Raw genomic sequence first — 20979 nt, 5'->3', positions numbered from 1 at the left:
GATCAGTCAAACCCGTTCGGCATGTCGGCCTTGGCCAGCGCCGTGGCGCGCGCCTTCATCCAGCCGTCGAGGAAGGCCTTTTCGTCCGATGGAGGATTGGACTTGCCGTAATCCGCCCACGCCGCACCGAGCACTTCCTGTCGCTTGAACAGCTTGTTGTTGTGGGCGTCCTGCGCGTCAGACCATTGCCCGGCTTCTTTCAAGGCCTTCACCGCGCCGGGATGCACCGGCACCACCCAGTTCTTGGTCTGCCGGTCGGCGGCGAGCCCGCCGGCGCCGGGCGCGGAGTCCTTGTAGGCGTCGTAGTTGACGGTCATCGCCTTGGTCATCGCATAGATCTGGTCGGCCGGTTGCGAGGCATAGGCGACGAAGATCGGATAGGGGTAGTTGCCGAGCTCGATCGGCTTGTCCGGGGTGATGCCGGCACCGCAGGTTGCGGTCTGCGGGAAGAAGAACGAGCCGACCTTCTGCATCCGCGCCCAGCCTTCCTTGTCCTTGGCGGGCAGTGGCGGCCAGACCAGACCGCGCGGCGAGGTCTCGGCTTCCTTGGCGGGGCCGGTGATGGTGGTGCCGAAGGCGGCGTCGGTGTCGTTGTTGATCAGGCCTTTCCACATCGCGCCGTAGCTCGCGAACTCGACGACCTTGACGTCCTTCTGCGTCAGGCCTGCAAAGGCGAGCACCGCGAGCGAGTTCTGGTTCAGCGCGGGCGAGCCCACGACGAAGCCGACGCGCTTGCCTTTCAGGTCTTTCAGATCTTTCACGCCGCTATCGGCTGCGACCCCAAGCGAACCGCAATTGCAATCGACGCTCGAGAGCATGATCTGGAGCGGCTGCGGGCCCCATTCCTTCGAGCCGAACTCGAACACGCCTTCCTGCGCGAAATAGGTGCCAGATCCCATCGCGGATGACGCCGCGCGCTTGGCGCGCAATGGTGCAAGCCGCGCGACGTCGTTGCCTGCAGGCAGCACGCGCACATCGGTGCCGTATTTGTCCTTCATCATCTTGCCGACGCCGACCGCGATGTTGAAGCCGGCGGTGCCGGTGTCATAGGCGGTGAACGTCAATGTCGCCGGCAGCTTGACGTCTTCGGCGATTGCATAGCTTGTAGACGCAAAAGCAATGCCCGCAACCAAGGCAGGCGCGAGCATGGTCAGCCCACGAAGCATGTTTCCCTCCAATGATCCTCGCGTTTGCCGCGAAGAGTTTAATTCTTTGTTTGAAACAGTTTTTTGTTTGAAACGGATCATGTCATCGCGATCAGGCGATGGCAACGCCGTACCGCGAACGCGGCGATGAGGCAGACAGATTGTCGCGGAAGCCACGGATAATGCAGTCAGTTCGCGACGATCGCGATCGCCTGTCCTTCGGCGACGACGTCGTCGAGCTTGACGAGCAGCGATTTGATCGTGCCGCTCGCGGGCGAGGGCACAGGTATCTCCATCTTCATGGCTTCGACGACTACAACGTCATCGCCATCCGCAACGGTTCCTCCAACTTGCACGGGAGTTGCGCAGATGCGACCCGCGACCTCCGTGACGATCTTAATTTCTGGCATGCCATCGCCTTTTTGTTGTCGTCGCAAAATGCCTGAGGTAGCGTCGTCTGCAAGTGGAATTTAATTCCGCAGAGCGGAACGAACGGTAGGGAACATGGGACGACGATCGGAGCGGTTAAGCAGGCAAGGTGCGCTCGCTGGCGATGCCGGCGAGGGTGATGTCATCCAGGTGGTGTCGCGCGCGTTCGACGTGTTGCGATGCTTCGAGGGCCATGAGGCCCGACTCGGCAATCTCGAGATTTCAAATCGCTGCGGCCTGCCGCGCTCGACGGTGTCGCGGCTCACGCACACGCTGACGCGGATGGGGCAACTCGTGTACCTGCCGCGCGACCAGAAATATCGCATCGGCCCGAGCGCGGTGGCGATGAGCGCCTCGATGATGAAGGGCGCGCAGCTGCGCAGCATGATCCGGCAGCGGCTCCAGGAAGTCGCCGAGCAATTGCCAGGCACTGTCGGCTTCGTCGTCCCCGATCGCTTCCATCTGGTCTATCTCCAGTTCGCGCGCTCGGCGACTGCGCTCGGTCTGCATGAGGGCACCGGCAGCCGCATCTCGATGGCCTCGACGGCCGCGGGCGCGGCCTACACGGCGGCGCTAGCGCCTGAAGTCGGCGATGCCTTCATTACGGACATGGAACGGGAAGCGCCCGAGGCTGCGAAAATCCTGCGGCCCCGCATCGAGGCCAACCGGCAGTCGTTGCTCGAGCGCGGTTATGTCACGGCCTGCGGCCTGTGGAGCCCGCACATCAACGGCCTCGCGGTGCCGATCTGGTCGCCGCAATACCAGACCTTCGTCGTCATCACGATCGGGCTGTTGTCGTCGATGTATGACGAGCAACGTCTGCATGCCGAAGTCGCGCCGTTGATGGTCGCGCTCGGCCGCTCGCTCGGAAGCCTGATGGAGGGCGCCGAAGGTGATGTCTTCAACAACCGCCTCTCGCGCAAACCGGTCGCAATGGCCGTGCATAACAATAACAAGCCGATCAATTCGGAGGGAGTGAATGAACTGGAAGCCGGAACTCGACGAGCTCGCCCGGCGCGAAGCCTTCGCGCGGGAGATGGGCGGCGTTGACAAGGTCAAGCGTCAGCATGACCAGGGCCGACTGACTGTTCGGGAGCGTATCGACAGACTGATCGACAGCGGTAGCTTTCACGAGATCGGTGCCGTCTCCGGCATCGGTGAGTACGATTCCAGTGGCGAGCTGCAGAAATTGACGCCGGCGAACTGCGTGTTCGGCCGCGCGCGCGTCGAAGGCCGCACGGTCGTCGTGGTCGGCGACGATTTCACCGTCCGCGGCGGCTCGGCCGATGCGTCGATCTCGGCCAAGCCGTTGATGGCGGAGGAGATGGCGCATGATTTCCGTCTGCCCATCGTCCGCATCATCGAGGGCTCCGGCGGCGGCGGCTCGGTCAAGACCATCGAGACCAAGGGCGCGGCCAATCTGCCGGGCGGCATCGGCGGCACGCGCTGGTATCGCTTCACGACGGAGAATTTGTCGCGCGTGCCGGTCGTCGCGCTCGGTCTCGGCTCGGTCGCGGGCCTTGGCGCGGCGCGCCTTGCCGCCAGCCACTATTCCATCATGACCCGGAAGTCCGCGATGTTCGTCGCGGGGCCGCCGGTGGTGAAGGCGCTCGGGCAGGACCTCTCGAAGGAGGAGCTCGGCGGCGCCGACATCCAGACTCGCGCCGGCGCGGTCGATCACGCCGTCGATACGGAAGAAGAGGCGTTCGCCTGCGCGCGACGTTTCCTCTCTTATCTGCCGTCATCGGTCTATGAGCTGCCGCCGACCTTGCCCTGCACCGACAATCCGGAGCGCACCGAAGAAGCCCTGATGAACGCGGTGCCGCGCAACCGCAAGCAGGTCTACAAGATGCGGCCGATCGTCGAATCGGTCGTCGACAAGGGCTCGTTCTTCGAGGTCGCCAAGAATTTCGGCAAGCCAATCATCGTCGGTCTCGCCCGGCTCGAGGGCAGGGCGGTGATGGTGCTTGCGAGCGACAGCTTTCACTACGGCGGCTCGTGGACCGCGGATGCGTGCCAGAAAGTGGTGCGCTGGGTCGACTTCGCGGAAACCTTCCACCTGCCGATCGTCTATCTCATGGACTGCCCGGGCTTCATGATCGGCCTCGATGCTGAGAAGGCGGCCACCATCCGCCACGGCGTCCGCGCCATGGCCGCGGTCAACCAGACCACCGTGCCCTGGTGCACCGTGATCCTCCGCAACGCCTTCGGCGTCGCCGGCGTGGTGCATCAGCCGGCCGACCGCTTCTCGATCCGCTACGCCTGGCCCTCGGCCTATTGGGGCTCGCTGCCGCTCGAAGGCGGCATCGAAGCCGCCTACCGCGCCGACATCGATGCGGCCGAGGACAAGGCGGGCAAGCTCAACGAGATCCAGGAACGGCTGAACAAGCTGCGCTCGCCGTTCCGCTCGGCCGAAAAATTCTGGGTCGAGGAGATCATCGATCCCAGGAAGACAAGGTCGCTGCTGTGCGAGTTCGCGAGGCTGGCCGAGCCGCTGCGGAAGGCGGGGCCGCCGGAGAACATGACGATCAGGCCGTAGGTTGCGGTCATGGCGAGCAACCGGGGGCGCGCGAAGCGAAGTCCCGATGACGGGCTCCGCGAAGCAATCCAGACTTTACCCGCGGAGGCCGTCTGGATTGCTTCGTCGCTTCGCTCCTCGTGGAGCGGCGCGGTGCAAGTCGTGATGCGTGGAACCATTTCCGGCGCTGTGCATTCAAACGCGCATGAGGAACCTGTATTTCGGCATCGGGGCTCTCGCCGCCGCGCTGGTTCTCTTTACGGTTTGGCTGGGCCAGCATGAACGGGAGGCATCAATCGATCGCCTCGAGCAATGGGTGATTCCACGCCCGCCACCTGAGCGCTAAAGGAATCGCGGCCGTCACTGACGGCCCTATCGAAATACCCGCAAACACATTCGTTGTAAGCCGCCACGGAAACGGCCACGCCTTCGGCCGGACAGATCGACATTTTAGACCTGCCGGGGATGTCACTGCCGCCGGTCTTCAGCGGCAGCGACATGAGGATTGACGATTAGCGCTTGGGCAGCGAGGCCATCACTTCGCCCGCGTCGCCATCCTCCAGACAGGGTGTGACGGTCAATGGGAGCAGGTCAGCCCACTGTGCGAGCCAGCGATACATCGCCTTTGGATCGCTCGATTCAGAGATCGCAAATCCCTGTCCGTTCATGCCATGCCACCGGCCCAGCATCTTGACGCCTTCGGGTGGCGCTCCGCCGGTTTCCAGAAAACGGCTGACGGCCGCATTGAAGGTGCCTTGAGGTACACTCCAGGTTGTAATGAATTTCATGCGATTCTCCCATAATCTGAATTATTGGATGAATGCTGCGGCTGCGCCGCCCGCGCACAATAGCGCTGGCATATCGAATAACAACGGCGAATGAAGCCGTGGGTTAGTGCGATGGAGGCGCCGTAGCGGACTTGGTCGTGTGTCACCGGCGTCCGCCGGAGAACATGACGATACGGCCGTAGCGGCGCGAACGGGGAACTCATTGGGGCTGCCGACCTATCCCGTCTCTGATAAGATCATCTCGGGAATGAGACCGGGAGGGCTCGCTCATGTCGGCTGTCGATGCGAAGATCGTCCGCACCATGTGTCCGATGAACTGCCACCCGACGTTTTGCGGAATGCAGGTTGAGGTCGAGAGCGGTCGGCTCAAGACGCTGAGCGGAGACAAGGATAATCCGGACAGTGCCGGGTTTCTTTGCGTTCGCGGGGGCGCGACCAGCGAGATCTTCGGCAATCCGAAGCGACTGCTCTACCCCCAGATTCGCGACGATCGCCGCACCGACATCTGGCGCCGCGTAAGCTGGGACGAGGCGCTGGATTTCATGGCGAAGCGGATGCGGTCGGCTGGACCCGAGGCGGTGGGTCTATGGGCGGGGCATGGCGGCTTCACCGTGGGCAGTGCCGTGACGGTGCAGTTGATGCAGCGTTTCGCGCATATGTATGGATGCCAGAACTGGCATCCTGCAATGGTCTGTTGGGGGCTTGGCGGTTTTGGAGTGGGGCTGACGGGCGCGCTCAAGGTCAATACCAAGGAGGATATGGCTGAGAACTCGAACATGATCGTGCTTTGGGGCGCGAACATTTCGAGTCAGCCCAATACCGCCCGTCATATCGTCGCCGCTCGGCGTCGCGGGGCAAAAGTCATCACGATCGATGTAAGGAGAACGGAAGCGGCGGCTCAATCGGATGAAGTTTTCCTGATCCGCCCTGGATCGGACGCTGTGTTCGCTTTGGCCGTCATGCACGTCATCGTCACTGAAAAGCTCTACGACTCTGAGTTTATCGAAGCGCATACCGTCGGCTTCGCGGAATTGTCGTCTCACGTTCTGCCCTTCACGCCGGCCTGGGCAGCAGCCGAGACCGGTCTTGAGGAAGGCCAGATTGCGTCGTTCGCCAGAGCGTACGCGTCCACGCGACCAGCCATGATCCTTCTCGGCGGCAGCTCCATGCACAAGAGTGCCAACGGCTGGCACGCGGCGCGTGCGATCAGCTGTCTGCCGGCGTTGACCGGCAATTTTGGGGTTGCAGGCGGCGGTCTCGGCCCACGTCATGGCGCCCACAGTGCGGCCATGTGCAATCTGAATACGGGTGTGGCACGCGCGCCGGGCAATTATGTTGCCAATCAAATGCCCGACATCGCAAAGGCCTTGTCCGACGGGCAGCTCAAGGTTTTGCTCCTGCTGGGGACCAACATGCTGTCGTCCTTCGCGGACGCCGGTGAAATCTCCCATGGTCTCGACAAGACGGGTCTGGTCGTTTGCGTCGATCTGTTCATGAATGAAACGGCGCGGCGTTTCGCCGATGTGCTGCTGCCTGGAACCGCCTGGCTCGAGGAATTGGGATTTAAGGTGACGAACACGCACCTCTATCTGATGGAGCGTGCACTGGAGCGGGAGGGAGAGACGCGCCCGATCTATGAAATCCTGAGTTCTTTGGCAGACTCCCTCGGGCTTGCTGACCTCTTTCCGTGGGCGTCGATCGAAGAGGTGATCGATGTCATCTTGAATGACACGACAACCGGCCATGCGACTGTTGCGTCGCTGCGCGCTGCCGGTGGCTTTTTGCCTCTTAACGTGCCCGCGGTCGCCTATGCGGATCGGAAATTCGATTCACCGTCCGGGAAGATCGAATTCTGCTCGCCGCAGGCGGCAAGGCTCGGGCTTCCGCCACTTCCGGTGTACGGCGGCGACCAGGCTTCGCCCTATCCGTTGTCGCTGAGCTTCGGAAGGACGCTGACACATTTTCATTCGTTCTATGACGAGGGCCAGGCTCTCCCGGCATTGGCAAAGCACAATGTCGCCCCGCAACTCTGGATATCGCCGGTGGATGCAGAGGCGCGTCAGCTCAGCAACGGGGATGCGATCAGGATTTACAATCAGCGGGGCGAGTTCGCGGCAAAGGCCTGCGTCACCGACGACGTCAAGCCCGGAGTGGTCTGGATGCGCGATGGCTGGGTTGGCCTCAATCATCTCACGTCCGGCGACGCGGTCCTGACCGGGGACGCTCTCAGTCTTTTTCACTTCTCCGTTGGCCAGTCCGACTACGGCGCCCGCGTGGAGGTCGCGCGAAGGCAGGCATCGTTGTAGACGAGGCTATCCGGCGTCGATCACAGCCGCAGCACCTTGCCTGGATTCATGATGTTTTGCGGATCGAGCGCGCGCTTGATGGTGCGCATGATGTCGAGCTCGGTCTTCGAGCGGTAGTGACTGAGCTCGTCGAGCTTGTCGATGCCGATGCCGTGCTCCGCCGAGATCGAGCCGCCCATGGAGGTGATGAGATCGTTCACGGCCCGCGTGATGGCGGACGAATATTGGGTCAGCGTCTGCTGATCCATGCCTTTGGGGCCCATGAACGAGAAATGCAGATTGCCGTCGCCGATGTGTCCCAAAGGATAGGGGCGAATGGTCGGAAGAATGTCGAACACGGCCTTGAGCCCCTGGTCGATGAACCCGGGAATCCTGGAGATGGCCACCGACACGTCGTAGCTCAGTCCCGGCCCCTCGGCACGGGAGGCCTCGGCGACGCTTTCCCGGATGCGCCACATGTTGCGCGATTGACCGACCGTCTGCGCCAATGCCGCGTCGAGCACGCGGCCGGCCTCGAGCTGATAAGCGAGAAACTGCTCCAGCTTCTCGGTCATGCCCTCGGTCCCGTCCTGTCGGGCCCGCGAGGACGACCATTCAAGCAGGAGGTACCATGGCGTGTCCGCCTTGAGAGGATCCTGGGTGCCGGGAATATGGCGCAGCACCATGTCGATGGCGCTGCGGCTCATCAGCTCGCAGGAGCCGACATTGTCCCCTGACGCAGCATGGGCTTCGGACAGGATCTCCAGCGCCGCGCGCGGATCGCGGATCGCCAGCCACGCCGTGCAGACGTCCTTCGGCGCCGGCCACAGCTTGAGGACGGCCTTCGTGATGATGCCCAGCGTTCCCTCGGCGCCCATGAAAAGGTGCTTGAGGTCGTAGCCCGTGTTGTCCTTCTTGAGCGCACGCAGTCCGTCCCAGATGTCCCCGTTGGCCAGCACGACTTCGAGCCCCAAGACGAGATTGCGGGCATTGCCATAGCGGAGCACCTGCACGCCGCCGGCGTTGGTCGACAGGTTGCCGCCGATCATGCATGAGCCCTGGGCGCCAAGGCTGAGCGGCAGGAACCTGTCGTGACGGCTTGCGGTCTCCTGAAGCGTCTGGAGAACGCAGCCGGCCTCGACCGTCATCGCGTAACCGACGGCATCGACGTCCAGCACGCGGTTCATGCGGCCGAGCGACAGCACGATGCCGGTGTGCGCCGGCCAGGGCGTGGCACCGCCCATCAGGCCGGTGTTGCCACCCTGCGGCACGATCGCGACGCCGTGCTCGTGGCAAAGCCGGACGACTTTCGAGACTTCCTCGCTGCTGCCAGGACGAACGACGGCGCCCGCGCCGCCAACCAGCAATCCGCGCCAATCCGTGACGAACGGCTGCTTGCCGTGCTCGTCCTCGATCAGGCCCTTCTCGCCGACGATCGCGCGCAGCGCATCGCGCATCCGGGCGGTCAAAGGAGCGGTCGGGATGGTGGGTAGGGAGGACGGGAAGGCAGCCGGCATTTTGTTTCCCCTGGCGCATCTTGGTGTGCACTGCGCACGTGACGTGCGGGGGTATTCTCCACGTTTGCGGCGGGGAGTCTAATGGCAATATGTCTCGAAGCGGGGGACCGTGGACGAACGCGTCGAGCAGCTGCCGTTACCGACGGCGCCTGGTCTCGGCCGAGCGGGATCCTAGTGGATGATCTGGTTCAGGAAGCCCTTCGCCCGTTCCGTGCGCGGAGCCCGGAAGAATGTCTCCGGATCCGCTTCCTCCACGATGCTTCCGCGATCCATGAAGACGACCCGATCGGCGACCTCGCGGGCGAATCCCATCTCGTGCGTCACGCAGACCATCGTCATTCCATCTCGCGCCAGCTCGACCATGGTGTCCAGCACTTCCTTGACCATCTCGGGGTCGAGAGCGGACGTCGGTTCGTCGAACAGCATGATCTTGGGCTGCATGCACAGCGCCCGCGCGATGGCGACGCGTTGCTGCTGGCCACCCGACAATTGTGCGGGATACTTGTCCGCCTGATCCTGAATGCGGACCTTCCGCAGCAAGCCGAGTGCGCGATCGCGCGCTTCCGCCTGCGAGATGCCGCGAACCTTCATCGGAGCCAGCATGCAGTTCTCGGCAACCGTGAGGTGCGGAAAGAGGTTGAAGCTCTGAAAGACCATCCCGACCTCGCAGCGCACGCTGTTGATGTCGGCCATGCGGTTGCTCAATTCGACACCGTCGACGACGATCCTGCCGCCGTCGTGTTTCTCGATATGGTTGATGCACCGGATGAGCGTCGACTTGCCGGAGCCCGAAGGGCCGCACAGGACGATCTTCTCGCCCTTGCCGACCCTGAGATTGACGTCGTTCAGCGCATTGAATGCGCCGAATCGTTTCATCACGTTTTCGACGAGGACGATTGCATTGGGCTGCGTAGCATTGCTGACAGTCGCTTGAGGCATGTTCGTCTCCCGAATACGAGGCCGTTTGTTATCTCGATGATCACCGTGCCGTGGCAAGGCCATATCGCTTGCGAAGGGTGGCGACGCACTGGGAGGCCACCGAGCTGATCACGAGGTAGGCCACCGCGACGACGAGGTACATCTCGACGAGACGTCCATTGAGCTGTGCGAGCTTGGAAGCCGCGCCCAGAAGATCCGTCAACGACAGCACGTAAACGAGAGACGTGTCCTGAAACAGGATGATCGTCTGGCTCAGGATGATCGGGCTCGCCACGCGAAGGACTTGCGGCAGAACGACATGGCGGTAGGTGTCGTAGGTCGACAGCGCGAGCGCCTGGCAGGCCTCGAACTGCCCCTTGTTCACGGCCCGCAGTCCAACGCGGATGATCTCGGAGTAGTAGGCGGCTTCAAACAAGCCAAAGGTGATGAACGCCGTGTAGGTCGCCCCGATCGGGATCGGGCGGCCGTTGCCGCTCAGGTGCCCAAGCACGATCGGCACCAGGAAGAAGAACCAGAAGAGAACCAGGATCAGCGGGATCGACCGGATGATCGCGACGTAGCCGCGGACGATCTGGGCGAACACCGGGACCTCGAAGTGCTGTACCAGCGCAAGACAGGTTCCGAGGACCATGCCGATGGCGAATGCGGCCGCCGTGAGCGAAAGCGAGAAGAGCAGGCCCGACCAGAGATAAGGCCACGACTGCGCGACGATCGAGAAATCGAGGGTGTTCATTTCACGGTCTCCATGGCGCCAGGCAGAGCGCTGCCTTGCTGCATGTCGGCGGCGAGATCCTGTTCAGCAGTGAGCTTCACCGGGGCGCTACCCGGGATCCTGAAGGCTTTGTCGATGAGCGTCATGATCTGATATGCAACCAGCGCCAGGCAAAGATAGATGATCGTCGCCGCGCCGAATGCCGAGAATGTCTGGAACGTTGCCTCGCTGATCTGGCGCGCCTGTGCGGTCAGCTCCATCAAGCCGATCGTGAGTGCGACGGAGGTGTTCTTGTATATTCCCATCACCTCGCTGGTGAGGCTCGGCACGATCAGGCGCAGAGCCTGCGGCACGACGATGTACCGATAGGTGAGGTAGCCACTGAGGCCGAGAGCGTTGGCGGCCTCGATCTGCCCCTTAGGAAGCGCTTCGATGCCGGCCCGGACCTGCTCGGCTATCCGAGACGCCGTGTAGAGTCCGAGGCAAAGGAGAGCCGGGAAGAACGATGCCCAAGGCGGCGGCATCTGCTTGATGGCATTTCCGAGCGCGGTCGGCACCACCTCCGGGAAAACGAAGTACCAGAGGAACATCTGCACCAGGACAGGGATGTTTCGGAATATCTCGACGTAGAGCCGGGCCGGAATCGAGACGAAACGATTCTGGACTGTGCGGCCCACGCCGACGAACACGCCGATACCGAAGGCGATCCACCAGCCGAAGAAGGCCAGAGCCAGGGTCCAACCGAGACCCGACAGAAGCCAGTCGATATAGCGCTGGCCGTCTGCCGCCTGTTCAAAAAGCACTCCGAACATCGCGAGCCTCCGGGTTGCAGGTGCGGACGAGGATGACTTTCCGGGACGATCAGCTCCGTCAATCAGTCGACGGCATCGCTGGGATGTGCGATCCGCTCCATCAACTCGTCGGTGAGCGGGAATGCGAGGTTCTCACCCTTGGGCGGGATCGGCCTGGTAAACCATTTCGCGTAGGTCTTCTCGAACTGGCCGGATGCCATCTGCTTGGAGAGAACGTCGTCGACGAGCCTCTTGAAGCCGGCATCGCCCTTCGTGAACATCAGTCCATAGTAGATCTTCGCGTAACCCTCGGAAAGGAACAGGAGCGCGTCCGGATTCGGCGCCGCAGCCTTGAGCCCGGCGAGAAGGATATCGTCCTCCATGAAGGCGACGGCACGGCCGGTATTTAGCATCAGGAAGGACTCCGCATGGTCCTTGGCCTGGACGATGTTGAGGCCGAGCTGCTCCTTGGCGTTGACGCTCTGCGCGAAACCGACTGCGTTGGAGCCTTGCGTGGCGACAACCGTCTTGCCCTTCAGGTCGCCGGCGGTCTTCACGCCACTGGCGGCCTTGACGAGCCAGCGCGGCTGGCTGACGAACGTTGCGACCGAGAACGAGACCTGTTCCTGCCGCTTCTTGTCGTTGGCGGTGCCGCCGCATTCGATGTCGACAGTCCCGCTCTGGATCAGGGGAATCCGGTTCGAGGAGTTCACCGGCGTGTAGTTGACCTTCAGACCGGGCAACTTCAGCTCATCCTTGATGCGATCGACGATCGCCGCGCAGAGATCGAGCGAGAAGCCAATGGGCTTCTGATCCGGCCCGAGGTACGAGAACGGTATCGAAGCCTCACGGTAGCCGATCGTGATCGATCCGCTGGATTTGATCTTGTCGAGCGTCGGGCTGTCGGCTGCCGCGGCCGGGCTTGCGTTGACAGCCAGGAGCGCCGGGAGAAGTCCCAAGAGCTGAACGAGCTTCTTCATGGTTTTTGCCTTCCCATCGTTTGTCAGACTCAAGCTGCGACGGACGGGCGTCCGAGCCCTCGCCGGCGGATGACGTCGATCAGGCGATCGATGTCGGTGGCGGTGTTGAACATGCCGAGCGAGACGCGAATGCCATCTCGTTCGGGCGACACGCGCACGCCGTTCTCCTCGAAATGGCCGAGCCAGTCTGCCGCGGGCAGGGCGATGACGTAGATGTGCGGCGCGCGATGCTTGCGCTCGCGCGGACCAACGAGGCGGACGTCCAGCTCGTCCAGGCGTGCAATCAGGTGATCGCCGAGATCGAAGCAGTGGTTCTGGATGTTCTGCACCCCGATCTGCTCGATCATGTCGAGCGAAGCACCGAGGGCGTGGACTGCGGGCAGGTTGAAGTTGCCCAGCTCGAAGCGCCTGGCGGCCGGCGAGGGCGCCATCCCGTCGGCACGCGCGATGAGATCGCTCGGGATCTCGGCGAGGCTCGCAGCCGCCAGGTAGGCCGGCTCGAGCTCCTTGAGCGTCTTGTCCCAATAGAGCAGCCCGAGCCCTTGCGGAACCAGTAATCCCTTGTGGCTGCCGGAGCCGATGAAGCTTGCGCCGATCGCCTTGGCGTTAACAGGCACGACTCCGATGGCCTGCATCACGTCCACCACGAAGTGGAGCTTGTTCCTGACGCACATCGCGCCGACGCTCTCGATGTCAAAGCGGTGACCGGCGTGAAAAGTCACATGCGACATCGAGATCGCACGCGTCCTTTCGTCAATGAAGGGAGCAAAGCTGTCGGCGTCGACGATTTCCGTCATCGGGATGAAGCGGACCTCGACGCCCTTCCGTTGCAGATTGAGGAACGCGTAGGCGTTGTTCGGGTGATCGCCGTGGATCATCAGGACGTTGTCGCCGGCCTGTAGCGGCAGTGCGTTTGCCGCAATGTTCATGCTTTCCGACGTGTTTTTCGTGAAGGCAATCTCATCCGCCGTCACGCCGAGAAAGCGGGCGACCTTGGCACGGGTCTGCTCGACCCGATCGAGCCAGATGCTCTTCGGACCGGCTGTCTCGAAGCCCTCGCGAAGGAAAAGCTCGATCGCGGCCTTCACGGGACGCGCGAGCGGCGTTTGAAACCCGGAATCCAGATAGACCATCCGTTCGACGGCGGGGAATTCCTTCCTCACGGCGTCCACGTCGTAATGACGAGACATGCACATCTCCTGTTGAGCGCGCCGGCAGAACTTGGCTCCCGGCCAAGCGGCGGAGCGCGATTTTCGGAACGGCGAGACCGCACTGCACAATTTCTGGTCAATCGCCGGTGACGCCAAGAATATGAGCTTTCAGGATTTCGACAATCGATTATGTCGAATTTCAATAGGTTTTATTCCGAAAAATGATAATACTCGGCGTTGATCTTGATTTCACTTCCAGTTTTGGCCGGGTGGGAAATGACGAAGCGAATTGGGAAGGAAGGACCGTTGGATCGGGCTTTCGCGATCGTTCGGCATGTTGCCGACCAGCGCAAAGCCGTCTCGGCCGCGGAGATCGCAAAGGCTCTTTCGCTGCCGCTTCCAACGGCACACAGGTTGATCGGAAACCTCGAAGACCGCGGACTGCTTCAGAAGGCGTTGGGTACCAAGCGGTACGTTGTGGGCAACCAGCTCGTCACACTGTCGGCCACCGTCATCGGCGCTGCGTTTCGTACTGCGCGGCGGCATGCGGTGCTTCGGGCGGTCGCGGGAGAAATCGGCGAACAGTGTGAGATCGGCGTCGTACGCGACAACGTCGTTGCCTATGTCGACAGCGTTCGCGTTTCGGAGCCGCAAGGTCTTCAGTTCAATCCGGGGGAAGCGGCGCCGTTACACTGCACGTCGACCGGAAAGATCTATATGAGCAGACTGCCCGAGCGGATCCGGGCGAAGCTGTGCCGCGCGCTACCCCTGACCAAATTCACCGAAACGACGATCGTCGATGTCCACGCGCTGATGAAGGTTCTCGAGGAGACGCGACAACGCGGCTGGGCCAAGACAAACGAAGAGTACGTCAAGGGGGTGGTGGGGTGCGCCGTCCCCATTCTGTCACCGGATCGGGAATTGATCGCTTGCCTCGGCGTCTCTGTACCGGTGGCCCGCGTGAGCTTCGCCGAACTGGACCGGTTCATAGCGCCGCTTCAAAAGGCCGCCGCTCTGCTATCCGACACCATTCTGCAAGTTGAAGACGACGATGGCGCAGATGCCCAATGACGGCATGATGCCTTGGCCTCTGTGCCATAGCCGTCCTTAACCAGACCGACGTGCCTGCTGCGCGCTGATGCTGCGCAGCCCACCGGACGCACCCGCCAGCGCCGGCGTTGAGGCCGTATCGACCGCACCTGAGGCCGCTTACCCCTCAATCTCTGCGATCGCGTTTAACCGACGTTAATGATGTCTTCTCGATATGGAACATCTCACTCCGTTGCACTCCCTGTTTGTGGATTGCCCGTAAGTGTTGATTAAGAAGGCCATATCCATATTCCAGCCTGCGATTGGCGGGCTGACCGGCAGCGGTAATCCCACCGGTTGCCCCGATCAAAAGACTTTAGGAATTGCTCTCTGCCGCCACGACGGCAATCAGGATGAAGGTCATGCTCCGCCGGGTAGTGCTCCGTTTCGCAAGAGACCGGAAGGCCAACATCGCCGTTATCTTCGCCCTCACGATGGTGCCGATCGTCTTTCTCCTGGGCATGACGCTCGATTACACGCAGGCCGTCCGCAAGCGGGAGCAATTGAACGCAGCCGCCGACGCGGCCGCGATCGCAGCCGTGCGGCCGGCGATGCTGACCCAGACCGACAAGACGGTCGTCCAGGCGACCGCCGCAGCCGTCTTTGCAGCGAAGGCGAATCTTCCCGGTCTGACGGCGACGCCGACGCCGACCATCACCGTCACGGATTCCGGCCTCGCACGAAGCATCACGGTTTCCTACACCGCGCAGTCCGTCAATAATTTCCCCAGCGTTCTCGGCAGGCAGACCTGGGACGTCTCTGGCTCCTCAACGGCGAAGGCGTCGAGTGCGCCCAACATGAATTTCTACCTGCTGCTGGACGACTCGCCGTCGATGGCGCTTGCCGCGACGCAGGCCGACATCACCAACATGATCGCGGCCACGAAGAACCAGCCCAGCTACGCGAAGAATTGCTCGTTCGCCTGCCATGAGGCGCGTCCCAACAACGCAACTGCCAGCTCGACGAACAAGGACAATCTCACCGTCGCACGCGCAAACAACATCACGCTGCGCATCGATCTCGTGACCAACGCCGTTACGCAATTGCTGAAGGGACCCTGGACGTGCCCGCAGGCGGGTGTGACGGGCGGCGTCATGCAGTGCATGTCGGCGCTCAACAACACGACCTACAAGGCCGCCATCTACACCTTCGACTACGCCCTCAACACGATTCAGGTGCTGACCACGCCGGACACCGCCGCCACGAAGATCAACAACATTCAGCTCCTGACGGTCGACCACCAGAACTGCCCCATTGTCGATAGCAAGGGCAACTGCACCTACACCACCGACTACGGCACGGACATCTCGGGCGGGCTCACGGGCGTCAACACCGTGATGCCTGCGCCGGGCACCGGCACCAACCAACAGGGCGATACGCCGCAGGAGGTGGTCTTCCTCGTCACCGACGGCGTCGAGGACAAGCTCATCCCGAAGACGGGGGGCTCCTGCGACCCCAATGCCACCTATGCGCTTCCGACAGCCAACTCGACGACCTTGCGGTGCCAGCAACCGCTCGACACGACGGTCTGCACGACGATCAAGAACCGCGGCATTCGCATCGCGGTCCTCTACACCGAGTATCTGCAGCTGAGCGACAGCTGGTACACGAGCCGCATCTCGCAGTTCAACAATCCATCCTCGTCGACCGGCACGATCGCGACACGGCTGCAATCGTGCGCATCGCCCGGTCTGTATGCGAGCGTGCAGACAGGTGGCGACATTTCCGCGGCGCTGACCAACCTGTTCATCAAGGTTGCATCCAGCACGGCCAGCCTCGTGCAGTAGGGAAGGCGCCATGACCCGACAGGTCACGACAACGAAAAGATGCCGCAACCGCTGGGCCGCCTTCGCCGGCGATAGCCGCGGAGCCACGGCCGTCGAATTCGCGCTCGTTGCCGCGCCGTTTCTCGCCCTCATCATCGCGCTCATCCAGACGTTTCTGGTTTTCTTTGCCCAGCAGATGCTTGAAACCGTGGTGCGCCAGTCGGCGCGTCTCGTCATGACGGGGCAGGTTCAGTCGGCGCAGATGAACCAGGCGGTTTTCAAGCAGAAGGTCTGCGATCAGATCGTAATCCTGTTCAATTGCAGCGGCCTGATGGTCGACATGCAGGTCGCAACGTCCTGGTCTTCCGCGAACACGGCGACGCCCACGCTGACCTTCGACGGCTCGGGCAATGTGACCAACAGCTGGCAATACAATCCGGGCGATTCCGGCGATATCGTCGTTCTCCGCGTCATGTATGTCTGGCCGGTCGTGCTCGGGCCGCTCGGCTTCAATCTCTCGAACCTTAGCAATGGCAACCGGCTGCTCATGTCGTCCGCCGCGTTCCAGAACGAGCCAGGAGCTACCTGATGATCTCCGCCCTGTCGTCTCGCGCTCGGCAGATGTTGACCGATGTACGCGCTGTTGCAGCGACGGAGTTCGCCATCGTGACACCGTTCATGCTGGTGCTCTATGTCGGCGGCGTCGAGCTCGGGAACGGGCTCGCCATGAACGTCAAGGTCAGCGCGACTGCGCACAGCGTTGCCGACATGATCTCGCAGAACACGGCCGTCACGTCGACCCAGATGGACGGCATTCTCGCTGCGGCGAGCTCCATCATGGCTCCCTATCCCATCAAGAACGGCAGCACCTCGCTGATGACGATCACGGTCTCCGAGGTCTCGACCGACAGCAATGGCAACGCGACGGTGCAATGGAGCAAGTCGACCAGTACGTCGGGTGCGAGGGCCGCCGGTCAGCAGATGACCTTGTCGTCCTTTACCGCGCCGGGCGGCACCAGCAATGCCAACATCTCGCTCATTCTGAGCGAGGTGTCCTACGACTACGCGCCCAACCTCGGCTTCACGATCGCCGGCACGGTGAAGCTGTCCGACAGCTATTACCTGTTCCCCCGCTGCTCGACGAACACCCCCGCCACGTCGAGTTTTCCCTATTACGACGTGAAATATCCGGCGGCGAAGACCTGCACCTGCGTGCAGCACTTGCAGCAGAAGACCTGTTAGTTTCACGGAACGCGGTCCGAAAGAAGCCGGATGCCGCTGAGGCACGCTTCCGTCCCGATTTCCTCCCGGCCCCTGTGCGCAATTGCGCACAGGGCCGGATGACATTGGAGTAGACGCTTACGCCGCCACAGTGGCGCGGTCGAGCGCTGCGATCAGCTTTGCCGCGATGGGATGGTCGGACCGCGGATTCTGGCCGGTGATCAGCTCGCGGTCCTCGACGACGTAAGGCTCGAAGTCGACGGCGCTTCGGCTGACCTCGGCACCCGCAGCTCCCAGCGCGTCCGGCATGGTGAAGTAGATCTTGCCGTGCAGGAACTGCTCCTCGATCGGTATCTCTTCCGAGGCGGTGAACACCGTCATCTTGTATCCCGCATATTGCCAGCCCTTGCCCAGCTCCGCGACCTTGGCCTTGTCGCCGGCGATCAGGGCGGCGCGATAGGCCTTGGCGTCGGGCAGGGTGGCCAGAGTTGCGATCGGTCCGTGGCAGAGCAGCGCCGTGATCTTCTTCCGTTCGTGGAAATATCGCAGAATCTTGCCGAGCTCGGGATCCTGCATGAGGTCGACGACCGGGCCCTGCCCGCCGGGGACAAAAACGGCGGCATATTGATCCAGTCCTCCGTCCACGATCGCGCGCAACGTATGGACGTTGGTCATCGCCGGGTCCTTGTCGAAGAAGTCGCGTCCCCGCCGGTAGGCCTTCTCGTCGCCGCCGAAATGGGCCGCATGATCGGAGGCCGGATCGATGTACGGTTGCTTGCCGTTCGGCGTCGCCAGCACCACCTCGTAGCCGGCATCGATCACGGCCATCGCCGGCACGACGGTTTCATTGAGGTATTGGCCGGTCGGTCCGGTGCCGCCGCCCTGGATTTCGATACGGGTGGCATTGGAGCCGACAACGAGCACTTTTCCTTTGGACATGGTGTCTCCTGCGATTTGCTTGATCGTCTTGCGGTTAGAACTTCATAACAATCCGGCCGACGCGAACGGCAACCTGCCGCGACGACCGTTCTGGCGTTTCAAGCAACGGCTGGAGCAGATCGGGCGGAGCACGCCGCTTCGCTCCGCAAGCTCGCCCCGAAGGCTCCTGCGGAGGGAATAATCTGTCGCTGTCGAAGAAGTAAGCGGCTTCGCTGACGGCGCGCAAGCCAGCCTCCCAACGTCATTCCGCGCGCAATTTAGGGGATGCGGCGCCGTCTGACCATGTGGCGCGATCGGCCTGGAGCGGATGCATCGTGCGATTTTGCAATGATGCCATCATGCTCCTGTTTTGCCCGACGAGTCAAGTTGACTTCGGTAAAACGTAAGTCATTGATCCGCCACGCGCCGGCTACTGTGCATGGGGTTGTTTTCGCAGTTTTTGTTTGGAGCGGTCCGTCTGAAGAGCGCCCGTTACGCGCTCTCCGTCTCCCGGTGCACGTCGTGCACCACGAGGCCCATGCCTTCCTCGGGCATCTTGATCCAGTCGCGGCGCTTCAGGGTGCGCTTGGTGTCCTCGTAGCCGCTTGTCCAGTGCTCGCGCATCGAGGTGCCCGAGAATTCGTGGTCCTTGGCGTCGCCCTCATAGGCCTTCTGCTGATAGATCAGGTGCAGGATCGCGATCTCCGGCATGTTGCGCAGGCTTGCCTTGAGGCTACGATCCTCGTCGGAGAGTTGCTCGTCCGGGACTTTCGCCAGGGCCTTGTAGAGCAGAACCTTGAGGTTGTGCGTGCGGCGGTAGACGTCGGTGTTGTGGCGCGTGCGCGAGGAATACATGATGTCCTTGTGGCGGGCCATCACGTCCTGGATCGAGCGCGGCAGCACGCCCCGTGCGCTGAACAGGTCGACCTGGAACACCAGCGAGTTGAGCGCATCCTCCTGGTCGAGCAGATGCTGGAGCGGCGTGTTGGAGACGATGCCGCCGTCCCAGAAATGATCGGTGCCGATCCGCACCATCGGCAGCGCCGGGGGCAGGGCGCCGGAGGCCATGATGTGCTCCGGCTCGATCTCGTCATGGGAGTTGTCGAAATAGATGAAGTTGCCCGAGAGCACGTTGACCGCGCCGACCGCGAAACGGACCTTCTTCTCGTTGATGAGGTCGAAGTCGACGAGCTCCAGCAGGCTCTCCTTCAGCGGCATCGTGTCGTAATAGCTGGTGGCGGTGCGCGCGCCGACCGGGCTGAACCAGGGATTGACCTGGTGCGGGGTGAAGAAGCCGGGCTGGCCCATCGCCGACGTCATCCACGCACTGGTGAGATTGCGCCACTGGCGGAAGATGTCGCCGTCGGGCGTGTAATGCCAGATCTTGCGATTGGTGATGCGCTCCCAGAAGATGCGCAGCGCCTCCAGCCGCTTCTCCGGCTTGTTGCCGGCGATGATGGCGGAGTTGATTGCACCGATCGAGACACCGCAGACCCAGTCGGGCTCGATGCCGGCTTCGTGCAGCGCCTGGTAGACGCCGGCCTGGTAGGCGCCGAGCGCGCCGCCACCTTGCAGCACCAGCGCGACGCGGTCGCAGCGTTCGGGGCGCCAGCCCCGTGCGGGAGGCTGATGCGTCTGATGAGCCGGTTGCGACGTGCGGGCGTCCATGGGTGCCTCCTAGCGTGGACCAAACGATTGCGTCCGGCAGTGACGGCGTGATGACAATTTCAGCGCCGATGCGTCGTCTGCATGCAGGCCGACCGCAGCGGAAATGGCGGGAGGTCGTGCGCCTGACGGAAATCCTTCACATCGCAGTCAATGACGGCGGCTAGCAATTTGCGGTCCAGGCCTGACGCCGCCGGGCGGGCACCACACACAGGAGATCAGGATGCGCAGGGAAGACGTGCTGAGACTTCCGTCCATGCCGGCGGCGGGGCCGAGCTATCCGGCCGGGCCCTATCGCTTCGTCAACCGCGAATTCCTCGTCATCACCTACGAGACCGATCCGGAGCTGATCCGCGCCGGCCTGCCTGAGCCGCTGGAGCCGATCGACCAGCCGATCGTGCACTACGAATGGATCAAGATGCCGGACTCCTCCGGCTTCGGCAGCTACACCGAATCCGGCCTCGTCATCCCCGCGCGCCTCAACGGCGAGGAGGTCAATTTCGTCTCGCAGATGTATCTGGATGATGATCCGCCGATCGCGGCGGGCCGCGAGATCTGGGGCTTTCCCAAGAAATATGCCCATCCGAAACTCGAGATCGTCAAGGACACGCTGACTGGCACGCTGGAATATGCCGGTCAGCTCGTCGCCATGGGCACGATGGGCTACAAGCACGAGAGCATGGCCGGCAACGGCGATCGCACCCGTGCGACGCTGTCGAAGACGCAGATCAATCTGAAGATGATCCCGGGCGTCGACGGCCGTCTCGAAGTTTGCCAACTCGTCGCGATCAACCTCATCGACATCGTGCCGAAGGGCTCCTGGATGGGGCCCGGCCGGCTGCATCTGGTGCCGCATGTCAACGCGCCGGTCGCGGATTTCCCGGTCCGCCGCTGCCTGGGCGCGCACCACTACATCGCCGATCTCACGCTGCCGTTCGGCCGCGTCGTGCACGACTACGTCAAGGAGGCCGAGGCGATGGCCGCGACGGGGCTCGCTGCAGAGTAGGGCGGCACCATCATCAAACTGTAACAAAGCCGTAATTGAGTACCCGCGAGAAGTCCGGA

Annotated in this window: 19 protein-coding genes; 8 read left to right on the top strand and 11 right to left on the bottom strand. The window is 62.4% G+C overall.

The features are described 5' to 3' along the window. Window positions 1-2: 2 nt before the first annotated feature. A complete protein-coding gene (locus AB7531_RS26565; RefSeq protein ID WP_063983839.1) occupies window positions 3-1166 on the bottom strand; it encodes a TAXI family TRAP transporter solute-binding subunit in 1164 nt (387 codons plus the stop codon). Window positions 1167-1333: 167 nt separating this feature from the next. After that, a complete protein-coding gene (locus AB7531_RS26560; protein WP_135214343.1) occupies window positions 1334-1555 on the bottom strand; it encodes an acetyl-CoA carboxylase biotin carboxyl carrier protein subunit in 222 nt (73 codons plus the stop codon). A gap of 94 nt (window positions 1556-1649) precedes the next feature. Here AB7531_RS26560 and AB7531_RS26555 point away from each other — a divergent pair, with 94 nt between their 5' ends. Further along, the gene (locus tag AB7531_RS26555) at window positions 1650-2624 is read left to right on the top strand and encodes an IclR family transcriptional regulator (RefSeq protein WP_063983838.1); all 975 of its coding nucleotides are present in this window, start codon (window positions 1650-1652) and stop codon (window positions 2622-2624) included. Further along, window positions 2554-4113 carry an acyl-CoA carboxylase subunit beta gene (locus AB7531_RS26550; protein WP_063983837.1) on the top strand — a complete coding sequence of 520 codons (1560 nt, stop codon included), beginning with the start codon at window positions 2554-2556 and terminating at the stop codon, window positions 4111-4113. The genes AB7531_RS26555 and AB7531_RS26550 overlap by 71 nt, the downstream gene beginning before the upstream one ends. A gap of 491 nt (window positions 4114-4604) precedes the next feature. Here AB7531_RS26550 and AB7531_RS26545 read toward each other — a convergent pair whose 3' ends face one another. Further along, entirely contained in the window at window positions 4605-4880 is a 276-nt protein-coding gene (locus AB7531_RS26545) for a DUF3303 domain-containing protein (RefSeq protein ID WP_038941960.1), read from the bottom strand. Window positions 4881-5149: 269 nt separating this feature from the next. On the opposite strand from AB7531_RS26545, the gene AB7531_RS26540 reads away from it, so the two are divergent. Further along, window positions 5150-7186 (top strand): molybdopterin-containing oxidoreductase family protein, encoded by a 2037-nt coding sequence (locus tag AB7531_RS26540; RefSeq protein ID WP_063983836.1) that lies wholly within the window; start codon window positions 5150-5152, stop codon window positions 7184-7186. A 20-nt stretch (window positions 7187-7206) separates the two neighbouring features. Here the strand turns inward: AB7531_RS26540 and AB7531_RS26535 are convergent, their stop codons facing one another. The 6 genes from AB7531_RS26535 to AB7531_RS26510 all read right to left on the bottom strand — a co-directional run bounded on the left by AB7531_RS26535 (window position 7207) and on the right by AB7531_RS26510 (window position 13294). Beyond that, entirely contained in the window at window positions 7207-8682 is a 1476-nt protein-coding gene (locus tag AB7531_RS26535) for an FAD-binding oxidoreductase (RefSeq protein WP_441280158.1), read from the bottom strand. Window positions 8683-8853: 171 nt separating this feature from the next. Continuing rightward, window positions 8854-9621 carry an amino acid ABC transporter ATP-binding protein gene (locus AB7531_RS26530; protein WP_063983835.1) on the bottom strand — a complete coding sequence of 256 codons (768 nt, stop codon included), beginning with the start codon at window positions 9619-9621 and terminating at the stop codon, window positions 8854-8856. Between the two features lie 40 nt (window positions 9622-9661). Further along, complete coding sequence (locus AB7531_RS26525) at window positions 9662-10354, bottom strand: amino acid ABC transporter permease (RefSeq protein WP_063983834.1); 693 nt, start codon at window positions 10352-10354, stop codon at window positions 9662-9664. Next, window positions 10351-11145 carry an amino acid ABC transporter permease gene (locus tag AB7531_RS26520; RefSeq protein ID WP_063983833.1) on the bottom strand — a complete coding sequence of 265 codons (795 nt, stop codon included), beginning with the start codon at window positions 11143-11145 and terminating at the stop codon, window positions 10351-10353. Before AB7531_RS26520 ends, AB7531_RS26525 begins: the two co-directional genes overlap by 4 nt. A gap of 62 nt (window positions 11146-11207) precedes the next feature. Beyond that, entirely contained in the window at window positions 11208-12104 is an 897-nt protein-coding gene (locus AB7531_RS26515; protein ID WP_063983832.1) for an amino acid ABC transporter substrate-binding protein, read from the bottom strand. A 29-nt stretch (window positions 12105-12133) separates the two neighbouring features. Then, window positions 12134-13294, bottom strand: coding sequence for an aminotransferase class V-fold PLP-dependent enzyme (locus AB7531_RS26510; RefSeq protein ID WP_187387730.1), 1161 nt, complete (start codon window positions 13292-13294; stop codon window positions 12134-12136). A gap of 237 nt (window positions 13295-13531) precedes the next feature. On the opposite strand from AB7531_RS26510, the gene AB7531_RS26505 reads away from it, so the two are divergent. The 4 genes from AB7531_RS26505 (at window position 13532) to AB7531_RS26490 (ending at window position 17352) form a co-directional block, all read left to right on the top strand. After that, window positions 13532-14326, top strand: a complete 795-nt coding sequence (locus tag AB7531_RS26505; RefSeq protein ID WP_063983830.1) for an IclR family transcriptional regulator — start codon at window positions 13532-13534, stop codon at window positions 14324-14326. 380 nt (window positions 14327-14706) lie between these two features. Next, complete coding sequence (locus AB7531_RS26500; RefSeq protein WP_063986436.1) at window positions 14707-16131, top strand: TadE/TadG family type IV pilus assembly protein; 1425 nt, start codon at window positions 14707-14709, stop codon at window positions 16129-16131. Window positions 16132-16141: 10 nt separating this feature from the next. Beyond that, window positions 16142-16699 carry a TadE/TadG family type IV pilus assembly protein gene (locus AB7531_RS26495; RefSeq protein ID WP_063983829.1) on the top strand — a complete coding sequence of 186 codons (558 nt, stop codon included), beginning with the start codon at window positions 16142-16144 and terminating at the stop codon, window positions 16697-16699. Then, complete coding sequence (locus tag AB7531_RS26490) at window positions 16699-17352, top strand: TadE/TadG family type IV pilus assembly protein (RefSeq protein ID WP_028157690.1); 654 nt, start codon at window positions 16699-16701, stop codon at window positions 17350-17352. Before AB7531_RS26495 ends, AB7531_RS26490 begins: the two co-directional genes overlap by 1 nt. 117 nt (window positions 17353-17469) lie before the next feature. Here AB7531_RS26490 and AB7531_RS26485 read toward each other — a convergent pair whose 3' ends face one another. Both AB7531_RS26485 and AB7531_RS26480 read right to left on the bottom strand, forming a co-directional pair. Then, window positions 17470-18270 (bottom strand): type 1 glutamine amidotransferase domain-containing protein, encoded by an 801-nt coding sequence (locus tag AB7531_RS26485; protein WP_063983827.1) that lies wholly within the window; start codon window positions 18268-18270, stop codon window positions 17470-17472. Between the two features lie 471 nt (window positions 18271-18741). Next, the gene (locus AB7531_RS26480; protein ID WP_063983826.1) at window positions 18742-19917 is read right to left on the bottom strand and encodes a patatin-like phospholipase family protein; all 1176 of its coding nucleotides are present in this window, start codon (window positions 19915-19917) and stop codon (window positions 18742-18744) included. A 220-nt stretch (window positions 19918-20137) separates the two neighbouring features. On the opposite strand from AB7531_RS26480, the gene AB7531_RS26475 reads away from it, so the two are divergent. After that, entirely contained in the window at window positions 20138-20920 is a 783-nt protein-coding gene (locus tag AB7531_RS26475) for an acetoacetate decarboxylase (RefSeq protein ID WP_063983825.1), read from the top strand. Window positions 20921-20979 lie beyond the last annotated feature (59 nt).

The sequence above is a fragment of the Bradyrhizobium sp. 63_E2_N1_3 genome (assembly GCF_052076005.1).
GTDB classification, from domain to species: domain Bacteria; phylum Pseudomonadota; class Alphaproteobacteria; order Rhizobiales; family Xanthobacteraceae; genus Bradyrhizobium; species Bradyrhizobium barranii.
This window is presented reverse-complemented; position numbering and strand designations above follow the sequence as displayed.

Excerpts from the sequence above, each read along its gene's own strand:
- AB7531_RS26565 (WP_063983839.1), bottom strand. The coding sequence starts at position 1,166 with ATGCTTCGTGGGCTGACCATGCTCGCGCCTGCCTTGGTTGCGGGCATT.
- AB7531_RS26560 (WP_135214343.1), bottom strand. The coding sequence starts at position 1,555 with ATGCCAGAAATTAAGATCGTCACGGAGGTCGCGGGTCGCATCTGCGCA.
- AB7531_RS26555 (WP_063983838.1), top strand. The coding sequence starts at position 1,650 with ATGGGACGACGATCGGAGCGGTTAAGCAGGCAAGGTGCGCTCGCTGGC.
- AB7531_RS26550 (WP_063983837.1), top strand. The coding sequence starts at position 2,554 with ATGAACTGGAAGCCGGAACTCGACGAGCTCGCCCGGCGCGAAGCCTTC.
- AB7531_RS26545 (WP_038941960.1), bottom strand. The coding sequence starts at position 4,880 with ATGAAATTCATTACAACCTGGAGTGTACCTCAAGGCACCTTCAATGCG.
- AB7531_RS26540 (WP_063983836.1), top strand. The coding sequence starts at position 5,150 with ATGTCGGCTGTCGATGCGAAGATCGTCCGCACCATGTGTCCGATGAAC.
- AB7531_RS26535 (WP_441280158.1), bottom strand. The coding sequence starts at position 8,682 with ATGCCGGCTGCCTTCCCGTCCTCCCTACCCACCATCCCGACCGCTCCT.
- AB7531_RS26530 (WP_063983835.1), bottom strand. The coding sequence starts at position 9,621 with ATGCCTCAAGCGACTGTCAGCAATGCTACGCAGCCCAATGCAATCGTC.
- AB7531_RS26525 (WP_063983834.1), bottom strand. The coding sequence starts at position 10,354 with ATGAACACCCTCGATTTCTCGATCGTCGCGCAGTCGTGGCCTTATCTC.
- AB7531_RS26520 (WP_063983833.1), bottom strand. The coding sequence starts at position 11,145 with ATGTTCGGAGTGCTTTTTGAACAGGCGGCAGACGGCCAGCGCTATATC.
- AB7531_RS26515 (WP_063983832.1), bottom strand. The coding sequence starts at position 12,104 with ATGAAGAAGCTCGTTCAGCTCTTGGGACTTCTCCCGGCGCTCCTGGCT.
- AB7531_RS26510 (WP_187387730.1), bottom strand. The coding sequence starts at position 13,294 with ATGTCTCGTCATTACGACGTGGACGCCGTGAGGAAGGAATTCCCCGCC.
- AB7531_RS26505 (WP_063983830.1), top strand. The coding sequence starts at position 13,532 with ATGACGAAGCGAATTGGGAAGGAAGGACCGTTGGATCGGGCTTTCGCG.
- AB7531_RS26500 (WP_063986436.1), top strand. The coding sequence starts at position 14,707 with ATGCTCCGCCGGGTAGTGCTCCGTTTCGCAAGAGACCGGAAGGCCAAC.
- AB7531_RS26495 (WP_063983829.1), top strand. The coding sequence starts at position 16,142 with ATGACCCGACAGGTCACGACAACGAAAAGATGCCGCAACCGCTGGGCC.
- AB7531_RS26490 (WP_028157690.1), top strand. The coding sequence starts at position 16,699 with ATGATCTCCGCCCTGTCGTCTCGCGCTCGGCAGATGTTGACCGATGTA.
- AB7531_RS26485 (WP_063983827.1), bottom strand. The coding sequence starts at position 18,270 with ATGTCCAAAGGAAAAGTGCTCGTTGTCGGCTCCAATGCCACCCGTATC.
- AB7531_RS26480 (WP_063983826.1), bottom strand. The coding sequence starts at position 19,917 with ATGGACGCCCGCACGTCGCAACCGGCTCATCAGACGCATCAGCCTCCC.
- AB7531_RS26475 (WP_063983825.1), top strand. The coding sequence starts at position 20,138 with ATGCGCAGGGAAGACGTGCTGAGACTTCCGTCCATGCCGGCGGCGGGG.